Consider the following 11,959-nt stretch of genomic DNA (forward strand, 5'->3'; position numbering starts at 1 on the left):
GCTAGAAAGCCCGTTAAGAGAGACTAGCTGAAGACCAGAGCGCTGTGCAGAGGTTTCAGACAATCCGACCAAACGGGCTTTCCAGTTAACAGGCCGTTTCAAACAGCTTGCTTTAGTTATGACGCTTGTTACTCACCGGCTTGACGCTGGTGGAAGTCATTGCAGTGGTCTGGGCCTCACCGGAGGCTGGTGCCAACACCAGAGCGCGCTTGGCTTCGACGAAGGTTTTGCTCCAGTAGGTGTCGTCCAGGCTGTCGATCCGCACCCCACCGCTACGGCGGCTGCTGGAGTGGATGAACTGGTCGTCGCCCAGATAGATCGCAGCGTGGCTGATACGGCCGCGGCCGGCAGTGCTGAAGAACAGCAGGTCGCCTGGCTTGAGGTCATGACGCGAGACCTGCGGGGCGTCGATTTTCATCATGTCGCGGCTCGAACGCGGCAGGGTCATGCCGGCTTCTTCGCGGAACAGGTAGCTGATGAAACCGCTGCAATCGAAACCGGCAGTGGAGTTGCCGCCAAAGCGGTAACGGGTGCCGATCAGCGCCTTGCCGCGCTCCAGAATGCTGTCTGCCAGCAACGGCAGCTGGTAGGCGTTCTCGTCGGTGAACTCGGCCAGCTCTTCTTCCGCTTCCAGAGCTTGCTGGGCACGGATGTTGTGCGCCTGACGGGCACTGGATTGAGCGGTAACGGAATTCTGGTATTGAGCGAATTGCTCTGGCTGGGTCACCGATGACTGGGTGGAGCAGCCGAATAGAAAAGTAACTAAAGCGAGTGGCACGAGGGGTGCGAAGCGTAAAACTTGCATGGGCACGACCGTGGCGTCAAAAAATGAGGAGCCGCGACTATGCCCGCTATCCAACCGATTTGCAAATTCTATCGAATTAAATGTGACTTATGAGTTCCGGCATGACATGTGCCGCCCGGCCCTGCAGGAAAATATCCATCCCCGCACTGTGATCAGTGGCCTGAGGATTGATTTCCAGGGTAAAGCCGCCGGTAATCCGCGTGCGCAACACCGGCTCGTGAATATAGGGAAAGCTGGCGGTGGTGCCGATACTCAGCACCGCGTCGAAGCCCAGCGCCATTTGCGCTTGCAGAGCGTCTATAGCGGGCTCAGGGAGCATTTCCTGGAAAAGAACAACCGGCGGTCGCAAAATGCCATGACAATGGCTACACAGCGGCGGTAGCTCGGCTGACAGGTGCCCGGCCAGTTGTGGGTCTTCGGCGCCGCACGCCTGGCAAAACAGCGGAGCCATTTGCCCATGAATCTCGATCAGGCGCTCCGGCGGACTGCCCGCAGCCCGGTGATAGCCATCGACATTCTGGGTCAGCACCCAGCAATCAGGCTTGAGGCGCTGTAATTGCGCGATGGCGTAATGGGCGATGTTGGGCTCGCCAGCAAGGCAGGCCTTGCCCAGTTCAGCGATGTATTTCCAACACAGCGCCGGATCGCGGCGCAGCATCGGCCCGGACAGCGCCATTTCAATAGGCAAGCCATCATCGGTACGGCCGTTATACAGGCCGCCCAGACCACGATAGGTCGGCAACCCTGAATCGGCCGACAGACCGGCACCGGTGATGATCAGAATACGTTGGGCATGCCGCAAGGCGGCGGCGGCCTGGCGGATCAGTTGCTGATCGAGCGGCGCCGCTACCACCCAAGGGTTTCCTTGAGAAAAGGAATGGTCAGTTTGCGCTTTTCTTGCAGCGAGGCCTGATCGAGGCGTTCAAGCAGTTCGAACAACGCACTCATGCTGCGCGTACCACGGGTCAGAATGAAATGCCCGACTTCGTCGGTGAGGTGCAGGCCACGGCGCGAGGCACGCAGTTGCAAGGCACGCAGCTTGTCTTCATCAGACAGGCCGCGCATCTGGAACACCAGCGCCATGGTCAGGCGTGACTTGAGGTCAGGCAGCTTGATCGACAGTTCGCGAGGTGACTTGGACGCGGCAATCAATAAACGCCGGCCACTGTCACGCAAACGATTGAACAGGTGAAACAGTGCCTCTTCCCAGTCAGCCTTACCGGCGATGGCCTGCAAGTCATCCAGGCAAACCAGTTCGTACTGCTCAAGATGATCGAACAGCTCGACGCCCTGCTCGAGCAACTCGGTCAGCGGCAGGTAGACCGCCGGCTCGCCCAGTTGCTTGAAGCGCAGGCAGGCCGCCTGCAACAGATGAGAGCGCCCCACCCCGTCTTTGCCCCACAGATAGATGAGGCTTTCGGTCCATCCCGCATCGGCCTCGCACAACCGCTCGACATAGCCGAGGGCCGCCGCGTTGGCGCCGGGATAGTAATTGATGAAAGTGGCGTCATCGCGCAGACGCACACTCAGGGGCAGCTGAACCGGTTTCATGCTGACTGGGCGCTTCCTGGGAGCAAGCGATGACCTCTGAATAAAGTTAGCAAAGTCTATACCCGTGAGGCGGACCGCACAATGCGACAGACTTCAAGCAAAATCAAAGGCTTGCGTTTTTTCGCAGCGCCTGCTCCAGCGGTGTTTGCCAGCATCGGCCATCAAAGTTCCGGGTCACGACTGCCTGCATACATGTCCGACTCTTTGTACAGGGTATGCACATGGCGCAACAACACCATGATCACCGCCGCCACCGGCAACGCCAACAGGATGCCAGTAAAGCCGAACAACTCACCGCCCGCCAGAATCGCGAAGATCACCGCCACCGGGTGCAGGCCGATACGGTCGCCCACCAGTAAAGGGGTGAGAACCATGCCTTCCAGCGCCTGACCGATCATGAACACCGCAACGATCCCGAGCATCGGATACAGGTCACCACCGAACTGGAACAAGCCGGCGATCAGTGCCGCGCCAATACCGATAACGAAGCCCATATAAGGCACGATCGCTGCCAGACCGGCAATCATGCCGATCAGCAACCCCAGTTCCAGGCCCACCAGCATCAGCCCGGCCGAATAGATCACGCCAAGGCCGACCATCACCAACAACTGGCCGCGAATGAAGGCGCCCAGCACTTCGTGACATTCACTGGCAAGGCCCATGATCTGGGTTTCACGCTGGCGCGGCAGCAGGCTGCGCAGCTTGGCCATCATCAGATCCCAGTCGCGCAGCAGATAGAAGCTCACCACCGGGATCAGCACCAGATTGGCCAGCCAGGCCATCAGCGCCAGGCTCGAAGCGGTGGCCTGGGAGAGCACCAGGCCAACGATATCGCCAGCCTGCCCCATATGCCCGGCCAGCGCAGTCTTGAGCTTGTCGAACCGCCAGAAGCCATCGGACAGGCCGAACTTGGCCTGCGCCCACGGCAAGGCGGTGTGTTGCAGCCAGTCGAGGATCTGCGGGGCCAGCTCATAAAGGCGGATCAACTGCTTGACCAGCATCGGCACCAGCACCAGCAGCAACGCCAGCATGATCAAGGTAAACAAACCGAACACCGCTGCTACGCCGAGGGTACGGGACAAGCCAAGACGCTCCAGGCGGTCGACCAGCGGGTCGCCCATATAGGCCAGCAGCAACGCGACCAGAAACGGCATCAGGATCGAATGCAGCGAGAATAGAAAGGCGACCAGCAGCGCCGCAGCGCCCAGCCAGTACCAGCGTTTTATGTCAGTCATTGATGTTCCTCATCAAACAACCGGTGCGTAGGAGCCACCGTTGGGTAGCGCCGCTCGCTCAGCGCAAATCAAAGGTGATCGTGGGAGCGAGCCCGCTCGCGAAGAGGCCAGTAAAGCCGGCACATTTGCCATGAACTTCAGGCAGTCTTCGCGATCAAGAATCTCCCGCAAAACCGTTACCAACGGAAATACAGTTTGCCAGCACTGACGGGCGCGCCAGCCTCAGCACCTGGCGTCGGGGCTGTAGCCGGGGCGCTGGCATCCACGGGCACGGCCTCACTGGCCGGGATTTCCTGCAGACGGGCCAGACCAAGCTGGTTACGCAGTTGCTCGGCACTGGTCCCGACCGCAAAGGTGCTGCGCTCGCCTTCGACCAGTACCAGCTTGCCGCCCATGGCTTCGAGCACCCGCATCAATTGCGCATAACGCTCAAGGTTCATGCCCTGAACCTCGAACTGCAGCGTACTGGCGGTCGCGCCGGGCTTGACCGCGAAGCGTGGCGCCAGGCGCTCGGTAACCGCCAGCAGCACGGCATCGGCCAGCGCCTCGACACTGTCGCCGCCGACATTGCCCTGCTCACGCTGCTCACCCAGCCACAGGCGCCACTGCGCCTGCCACTTGCCGCCCTCTTCACGGGCATGCACCGCCAGAATGGCGTCAGCGCCGTAACGCTCGGACGCTTGCTTGAGCTCGCCCGGATCACTGGCGGACAGATGCTGTGCGGTGCCGACACCCTGCTCGCTCAGATCGGCCAGCGGCAACTGCATGGGCAGACCGCGATGCTGAGCGGCGCGGCGCAGCGGCGCGGCAGCCTCCTGCGCGTCGCCGACCAGATTCGAGCCTTCAGTGGAGTCGATCAGCCACCAGCCAAGAATGCTCGGGCGGTTGCTGCCCCAGATCGGCAGACCGGCCTGACGCAAGGCACGATCCGTGCTGGCCGGGTCAAAATCGACCAGCAGGGTCTGCGGCGGGCCAGGCTCATAGCCGTACTGGCTGATGATTTGTTGCGGGTCCTTGCGCACCTCGGCCAGCGCCGCCCCCTCGGCGGCCCTGGTGTTGCCGGTCAGGCGCACCACCATGGTCTGCACCGCCGCCTGGGTAGCCCGGTCACGCTCCTGGGGCGACTGACTGGTGACTGGTTCGCGGACTTGATAAAGGTCATTTACGGTCTGCGCCAAACCCGGCAGGCTGGCCAGACTCAGGCAGCCAAGAAGAAGGTAACTGGAAAAACGCATGGAAGGTTCCTGGTCTAGGAAGAACGCAGTCGCGGCACTTCGTGGTTGAGACAGCAGCGGGCGCCCAATCATTCACATTAACGTCGCGATTGTACAGCGCTGCCCTGCCCGTCGGCCCAAGGATGGCTCCAGAGCAGCAAGCCTGTTAAAATCGCGCGCCTTCACAGACCGACAATGGTATCGGCTCCGAAACAGCACTGTGCGATTGCGCATGACTGGACCGGACCCGGCCGCAACGGTCGATTGTCCTTCCGAATCCCCCCTAAAGGCCTGGATTTTCTATGAGCAAGCAACCTTCCCTGAGCTACAAAGACGCCGGTGTAGACATCGACGCCGGTGAAGCATTGGTCGAACGCATCAAAAGCGTCGCCAAGCGCACCGCACGTCCTGAAGTCATGGGCGGCCTGGGAGGTTTCGGCGCGCTTTGCGAAATCCCGGCCGGCTACAAGCAGCCAGTGCTGGTTTCAGGCACCGACGGCGTCGGCACCAAACTGCGCCTGGCGCTGAACCTGAACAAGCACGACAGCATTGGCCAGGATCTGGTCGCCATGTGCGTCAACGACCTGGTGGTGTGCGGTGCCGAGCCGCTGTTTTTCCTCGACTACTACGCCACCGGCAAACTGAACGTTGACGTCGCGGCGACCGTGGTCACCGGCATCGGCGCCGGTTGCGAACTGGCAGGCTGCTCGCTGGTCGGTGGCGAAACCGCTGAAATGCCTGGCATGTACGAAGGCGAAGACTACGACCTGGCCGGCTTCTGCGTCGGTGTGGTCGAAAAAGCCGAGATCATCGACGGCTCCAAAGTGGTGACCGGTGACGCACTGATCGCCCTGCCGTCTTCCGGCCCGCACTCCAACGGCTACTCGCTGATCCGCAAGATCATCGAAGTCAGCGGTGCCGACATCGAAACCACCCAGTTGGGCGGCAAGCCGCTGACCGAACTGCTGATGGCGCCAACGCGCATCTACGTCAAACCGCTGCTCAAGCTGATCAAGGACACCGGTGCGGTCAAGGCCATGGCCCACATCACCGGCGGTGGTCTGCTCGACAACATCCCGCGGGTCCTGCCAAAAGGCGCCCAGGCGATCATCGACGTCGCCAGCTGGCAACGCCCGGCCGTCTTCGACTGGCTGCAAGAGCAGGGCAACGTTGACGAGCACGAAATGCACCGCGTCCTGAACTGCGGCGTGGGCATGGTCATCTGTGTTGCGCAAGATCAGGTCGAGAAGACCTTGAGCGTGCTGCGTGATGCCGGTGAACAGCCATGGGTGATCGGTCAGATCGCGGCGGCTGCCGAAGGTGCTGCCCAGGTCGAGCTGAACAACCTCAAGGCGCATTGATGCCAGCATCGACACAAGCTCCCTGCAATGTCGTGGTGTTGCTGTCGGGTACCGGCAGCAACCTGCAGGCGATGATCGACAGTTTCAGCGCCCCGGACAGCCCGGCGCGCATCCGCGCCGTGATTTCCAACCGCGCCGATGCATTCGGCCTGCAACGTGCCAAAGACGCGGGCATTGACGCCTGTGTCCTGGACCACAAGCAGTTCGACGGACGCGAGGCGTTCGACGCGGCGCTGGTCGAGCTGATTGACGGCTTCAATCCTGACCTGGTGGTGCTGGCCGGCTTCATGCGCATTCTCAGCGCAGGTTTCGTCAATCACTACCACGGCCGCCTGCTGAACATTCATCCTTCGCTGCTGCCGCGCTACAAGGGTTTGCATACCCATCAGCGGGCGCTGGATGCCGGTGATCGCGAGCATGGTTGCAGCGTGCACTTCGTCACCGAGGAACTCGATGGCGGACCACTGGTCGTACAGTCAGTGATTTCGGTAGAGTCGCACGATTCATCCACGACTCTGGCGCAACGCGTTCATATCCAGGAACACCGGATTTACCCGCTGGCCATTCGCTGGTTCGCTGAGCGGCGTCTGCATCTTGACCAACAAGGCGCCAGCCTCGATGGTCAACTGCTCCCGGCCAGCGGCCACCTGATTCGAAACTAGGAGACATCATGCGTCGCGCACTGCTCTTCGCTTTCGCCCTGCTCGCCCTGCCTGCCACCCAGGCGGCCGATCTGCAGCCATTCTCCGCCAGCTACACGGCCGACTGGAAACAGTTGCCCATGAGCGGCACAGCCGAACGCAGTCTGGAAGCCGGCCAGAACGGCACCTGGAACCTCAACTTCAAGGCGTCGATGGTCATTGCCAGCCTGACCGAGTCCAGCACGCTGAAGGTCGACAAGGATGTGTTGATGCCACAGACCTACACGTTCGAGCGTAGCGGTCTGGGCAAGTCCAAGAAGGTTGACCTGGCTTTCGACTGGTCGAGCAAGTTCGTCACCGGCAGCGACCGTGGCGACGCTATCAAGCTACCGATCAATCGTGGTGTGCTGGACAAGTCCACGTACCAGTTGGCCCTGCAACATGACGTGGCGGCCGGCAAGAAGAGCATGAGCTATCAGGTGGTCGATGGTGACGAGCTCGACACCTACGACTTCCGCGTGCTGGGTTCGGAGACCGTATCGACCAAGGCTGGCCAGATCGATGCGATCAAGGTCGAGCGGGTACGCGACCCGACGCAGAGCAAGCGCATCACGGTGCTGTGGTTCGCCAAGGACTGGGATTATCTGCTGGTACGCTTGCAGCAGGTCGAGACCGATGGCAAGGAGTACAACATCATGCTTCAGGACGGCACGGTGAACGGCAAGTCGGTTAAAGGCCGCTAAGACGTACGTTACAAAGAGCCTCTGGTACGCAGGTATCAGGGGCTTTTTTGTGGGCGGCCACTTTACCTCTTGAAACATGAAGAAACATTCATACTGGCGCGAGGGCTTGTATTTCAAGGGCTTCGGCTATTTCGCGGGTTTCATGGTCGGTAAAGGGTATTTACTTAGCAGGCTAACAAAAACTATAAAAAAGACCTGCGACATCTCGCCGCAGTTATCAGATCCGGGAGATCACACCATGACCGTAACAGTGACTGAACGCGACGAAGCCCACCTCTCTCATGAGGCGATTGGCCACGGAATTCATATCTGGGATGTGCGCCAGCAGGATCAGCTGGTGGGGATGTTCCACGATGAGGCTGATGCGCAGCGTTACAAGCAGGAACTTGAGGCGCTGGAAGAGCAGGCACAGCACAATTGCGCCGTCGTGTAGCAGACACAGACCTTTGTAGGAGCAGCTTTAGCTGCGAAGCTTTGAGCTTTCGCGGCTAAAGCCGCTCTCTCATCAAACAAGACCACAACCCGTTGATTTGCAAGGAATACACCGTAGGAGCGGCCGGGCGGCGATCCGCTTAAGCCGCGAAGGCTTCCCGGCTGAAGCCAGTCCTACGAGGTTCCGTGTTTGCTGCGCGACAGCGCGGTGCCGTGGCGACGGGCGATCTCCTACCGGGGCGTGGCGGTACTTACCACATCAAATCATCAGGGATCTGGTACGCGGCGTACGGATCATCGGCATCCGGCTCTTCGGTCGGGGCGTTGAGCAGTACGATGCGGCGTGGGTCGCGCTCCTGGATTTTCAGGGCTGCTTCACGGGGGATGATTTCGTAACCGCCGCCGTGATGGACAATACCCAGCGAGCCGCTGCTGAGTTTGTTGCGCACCAGGGTGTTGACCGAGATGCGCTTGACCTTTTTGTCGTCGACGAAGTTGTAGTAGTCCTCGGTGGTGAGCTTGGGCAAGCGGGACACTTCGATCAGTTGCTTGATCTGCGCCGTACGGGCCTTGGCCTCGGCTTTTTCCTGTTGCTGACGATTCAGTTCCTGGTCGCGCCTGGCTTTTTCGGCCTGGGCCTCCTGGGCGGCGCGCTTTTGTGAGTCGTCAGCTTCGATCTGGCCCTTATGAACCAGACGCTGTTCTTTCTGCTTGGCTTTGCTGACCTGCTTGGCCTGTTTTTCGTTGACCAGGCCGGCCTTGAGCAATTGGTCGCGTAGGGAGAGGCTCATTGTTTACTCGCTTTATCCGGTTCAACCGCAATGGGTTGTGTTCTTTTCCTGACGTTTGGCTTCGCCCCACAAGGCATCGAGTTCTTCCAGGCTGCAGCCCTCAAGGGCGCGCCCCTGATCGTGCAAGACCGCTTCGATGAAGCGAAAACGCCTGTCAAACTTGCCATTGGCCGAGCGTAGCGCAGTTTCCGGGTCGACTTTAAGATGCCGGGCCAGATTGACCACCGAAAACAGCAGGTCCCCGATTTCATCGGCCACTTCTGCGGCATCACCATCGGCCATGGCTTCCAGCACTTCGTCGAGCTCTTCACGCACTTTATCGACCACCGGCAAGGCGGCCGGCCAGTCGAAGCCCACCTGGGCCGCACGCTTTTGCAACTTGCTGGCTCTGGACAGCGCCGGCAAGGCTTGCGGCACGTCGTCGAGCAACGACAACTGCTCGGGCGCGGCAGCCTGCTCGGCACGCTCCTGAGCCTTGATTTCGTCCCAGCGCCGATTGACTTCGCTTTCACTCAGACGCGGCGTCTCCAGCGGCGCATACAGCTCGCCGGTGGGAAATACATGCGGGTGACGGCGCAGCAGTTTACGGGTGATGCCATCGACCACCGCAGCAAACTCGAAGCGCTGCTCTTCTTTGGCCAGTTGAGCGTAGAACACCACCTGGAACAGCAAGTCACCCAATTCGCCTTGCATCTGCCTGTAGTCACCCCGCTCGATGGCGTCGGCGACCTCATAGGCCTCCTCCAGCGTGTGCGGCACGATACTGGCGTAAGTCTGCTTCAGATCCCAGGGGCAACCGTACTGCGGATCACGCAGCCGGGCCATGAGATTGAGCAGATCGTCGAGCGTGTACATAGAAGGCTCCCAAGGTCGCCCGTAGGAGCGGCTTCAGCCGCGAAGATGCGCTTTCGCGGCTGAAGCCGCTCCTACGGGCTGTCCATCACGACGTCTTGTTACGCCGGGTCTCGATGATGTTCGGCAACTGGGAAATACGCCCCAGCAACCGGCCCAGTGCATCGAGCCCCGGAATTTCGATGGTCAGCGACATCGTTGCAGTGTTGTCTTCCTTGTTCGAGCGGGTGTTGACCGCCAGCACGTTGATGCGCTCGTTGAGCAGCACCTGGGTGACGTCACGCAACAGCCCGGAACGGTCGTAGGCACGAATCAGGATGTCCACCGGGTAGGTGAGCACCGGCGCCGGCCCCCAACTGACCTGGATGATCCGCTCCGGCTCCTTGCCGCCCAGTTGCAACACCGAGGCGCAATCCTGCCGGTGAATGGTCACGCCACGCCCCTGAGTGATATAGCCGACAATCGCATCGCCCGGCACTGGCTGGCAGCAACCGGCAATCTGGGTCAACAGGTTACCGACGCCCTGGATCTGGATATCGCCACGCTTGCCCGGCTTGTAACCGGTCGCCTTGCGCGGAATCAGCTCGACCTCGTCGACCCGCTCCGGCTCGACTTGCTGCTGCGCCAGGTTGACCAGCTGGGTCAGACGCAGGTCACCGGCACCCAGTGCCGCGAACATGTCTTCGCCGGTCTTGTAATTGGCCTTGTCGGCCAGCTTCTCGAAATCGACCTGCTGCAACGCCATGCGCGCCAGTTCGCGCTCCAGCAAGGTGCGGCCAGCGGCGACGTTCTGGTCGCGAGCCTGCAGCTTGAACCAGTGGACGATCTTGGCCCGTGCCCGTGAGGTGGTGATGTAACCGAGGTTGGCATTGAGCCAGTCTCGGCTGGGGATGCCATTCTTGCTGGTGATGATCTCGACCTGCTCACCGGTCTGCAGGCTGTAGTTGAGCGGTACGATCCGCCCGTTGATCTTCGCACCGCGGCAGTTGTGGCCAATCTCGGTGTGCACCCGATAAGCGAAATCCAGCGGTGTCGCGCCCTTGGGCAGGTCGATGGCATGACCGTCCGGGGTGAACACATAGACCCGGTCCGGCTCGATATCGACCCGCAGCTGTTCGGCCAGCCCACCGATGTCACCCAGTTCTTCGTGCCACTCCAGCACCTGACGCAGCCAGGAGATCTTCTCTTCGTAGTGGTTGGAGCTGGATTTGACGTCGGTGCCCTTGTAGCGCCAGTGGGCACACACGCCCAGCTCGGCCTCTTCGTGCATGGCGTGGGTGCGGATCTGCACTTCCAGGACCTTGCCTTCCGGGCCGATCACGGCAGTGTGCAGCGAGCGGTAGCCGTTCTCCTTGGGGTTGGCGATATAGTCGTCAAACTCCTTGGGAATATGCCGCCACAGAGTGTGGACGATACCCAGCGCGGTGTAGCAGTCGCGCATTTCCGGAACCAGCACCCGCACGGCGCGCACGTCGTAGATCTGGCTGAACGCCAGGCCTTTGCGCTGCATCTTGCGCCAGATCGAGTAGATGTGTTTCGCCCGGCCGCTGATATCGGCCTTGACCCCGGTGGCCTGCAGCTCGTTGTCGAGCTGGGTCATCACATCGCTGATGAAGCGCTCACGGTCCAGCCGCCGCTCATGCAGCAGCTTGGCGATCTGTTTGTACTGATCAGGCTCCAGATAGCGGAACGAGAGATCTTCGAGCTCCCACTTGATATGCCCGATACCCAGCCGATGGGCCAACGGGGCATAGATGTCGAAGACTTCCCGGGCAACGCGGTTGCGCTTTTCTTCGTCGGCATTTTTTACCGCACGAATCGCGCAGGTACGCTCGGCCAGCTTGATCAGCGCCACGCGCACGTCATCGACCATTGCCACCAGCATGCGGCGCAGGTTCTCGACCTGCGTCTGGCTGCCCAGCACCAGCGACTGGCGCGGGCTGAAGCTGGCACTGATCGCAGCCATGCGCTGAACGCCTTCGATCAGTTTGGCCACGGTGGCGCCGAAGCGTTCTTCGACCTGCGCGAGGGGAATCAGCCCCTCGCGTACGCCACGATAAATGACCGCCGCAATCAGCGAGTCCTGATCGAGCTTGAGGTCGGCGAGGATCTCGGCAATTTCAAGACCGGTCTGAAAACTGGAGGTGCCGTCGGCCCAGTCGTCTTTATGGGTGGGGTTGTTCTGCTCTTCTGCCAGCCTTGCGAATTCGCAGGCTTCTTTCATGGCCTGGCGATCCAGAATCAGATCGACACTGACAATATGGTCGAGCCATGCGTCGAGATTGATACTGCCGTCGGTGTTGACCGGCTGGTGTGCTCTCACCTGTACCATGC

12 protein-coding genes are annotated in these 11,959 nt (G+C 60.6%); 4 read left to right on the plus strand and 8 right to left on the minus strand.

Annotated elements, in window-relative coordinates; genetic code table 11:
• Positions 1-112 precede the first annotated feature (112 nt).
• The 5 genes from NJC40_RS27695 to NJC40_RS27715 all read right to left on the minus strand — a co-directional run bounded on the left by NJC40_RS27695 (position 113) and on the right by NJC40_RS27715 (position 4,826).
• A complete protein-coding gene (locus NJC40_RS27695) occupies positions 113-805 on the minus strand; it encodes a C40 family peptidase (RefSeq protein WP_045482116.1) in 693 nt (230 codons plus the stop codon).
• Between the two features lie 76 nt (positions 806-881).
• Positions 882-1,658 carry an NAD-dependent deacylase gene (locus NJC40_RS27700; protein ID WP_253140690.1) on the minus strand — a complete coding sequence of 259 codons (777 nt, stop codon included), beginning with the start codon at positions 1,656-1,658 and terminating at the stop codon, positions 882-884.
• Positions 1,652-2,356 carry a DnaA regulatory inactivator Hda gene (gene hda, locus NJC40_RS27705; RefSeq protein ID WP_045482122.1) on the minus strand — a complete coding sequence of 235 codons (705 nt, stop codon included), beginning with the start codon at positions 2,354-2,356 and terminating at the stop codon, positions 1,652-1,654. The genes NJC40_RS27700 and hda overlap by 7 nt, the downstream gene beginning before the upstream one ends.
• 161 nt (positions 2,357-2,517) lie before the next feature.
• Positions 2,518-3,591, minus strand: coding sequence for an AI-2E family transporter (locus NJC40_RS27710; protein WP_253140689.1), 1,074 nt, complete (start codon positions 3,589-3,591; stop codon positions 2,518-2,520).
• Between the two features lie 176 nt (positions 3,592-3,767).
• Positions 3,768-4,826, minus strand: a complete 1,059-nt coding sequence (locus NJC40_RS27715; RefSeq protein ID WP_045482128.1) for a DUF2066 domain-containing protein — start codon at positions 4,824-4,826, stop codon at positions 3,768-3,770.
• Positions 4,827-5,107: 281 nt separating this feature from the next.
• Between NJC40_RS27715 and purM the strand changes: the two genes are divergently transcribed.
• The 4 genes from purM to NJC40_RS27735 all read left to right on the plus strand — a co-directional run bounded on the left by purM (position 5,108) and on the right by NJC40_RS27735 (position 7,983).
• Positions 5,108-6,166, plus strand: a complete 1,059-nt coding sequence (purM, locus tag NJC40_RS27720; RefSeq protein ID WP_045482131.1) for a phosphoribosylformylglycinamidine cyclo-ligase — start codon at positions 5,108-5,110, stop codon at positions 6,164-6,166.
• Complete coding sequence (gene purN / locus NJC40_RS27725) at positions 6,166-6,828, plus strand: phosphoribosylglycinamide formyltransferase (protein WP_045482134.1); 663 nt, start codon at positions 6,166-6,168, stop codon at positions 6,826-6,828. Before purM ends, purN begins: the two co-directional genes overlap by 1 nt.
• Positions 6,829-6,836: 8 nt before the next feature.
• Positions 6,837-7,550 (plus strand): DUF3108 domain-containing protein, encoded by a 714-nt coding sequence (locus NJC40_RS27730; RefSeq protein WP_045482137.1) that lies wholly within the window; start codon positions 6,837-6,839, stop codon positions 7,548-7,550.
• Between the two features lie 238 nt (positions 7,551-7,788).
• On the plus strand, positions 7,789-7,983 hold the full coding sequence (locus NJC40_RS27735; RefSeq protein WP_253140780.1) for a hypothetical protein: 195 nt from the start codon (positions 7,789-7,791) through the stop codon (positions 7,981-7,983).
• A gap of 250 nt (positions 7,984-8,233) precedes the next feature.
• Here the strand turns inward: NJC40_RS27735 and NJC40_RS27740 are convergent, their stop codons facing one another.
• The 3 genes from NJC40_RS27740 to relA form a co-directional block, all read right to left on the minus strand.
• Entirely contained in the window at positions 8,234-8,773 is a 540-nt protein-coding gene (locus NJC40_RS27740) for a DUF2058 domain-containing protein (protein WP_253115058.1), read from the minus strand.
• A 21-nt stretch (positions 8,774-8,794) separates the two neighbouring features.
• Positions 8,795-9,628: a nucleoside triphosphate pyrophosphohydrolase gene (mazG, locus tag NJC40_RS27745; RefSeq protein ID WP_045482141.1), complete on the minus strand. Its 834-nt coding sequence runs from the start codon at positions 9,626-9,628 to the stop codon at positions 8,795-8,797.
• Positions 9,629-9,713: 85 nt separating this feature from the next.
• Entirely contained in the window at positions 9,714-11,957 is a 2,244-nt protein-coding gene (gene relA / locus NJC40_RS27750) for a GTP diphosphokinase (RefSeq protein ID WP_045482143.1), read from the minus strand.
• Between the last annotated feature and the right edge of the window lie 2 nt (positions 11,958-11,959).

The sequence above is a fragment of the Pseudomonas sp. 21LCFQ02 genome, from assembly GCF_024129895.2.
In the GTDB taxonomy this organism is placed as follows: Bacteria; Pseudomonadota; Gammaproteobacteria; order Pseudomonadales; family Pseudomonadaceae; genus Aquipseudomonas.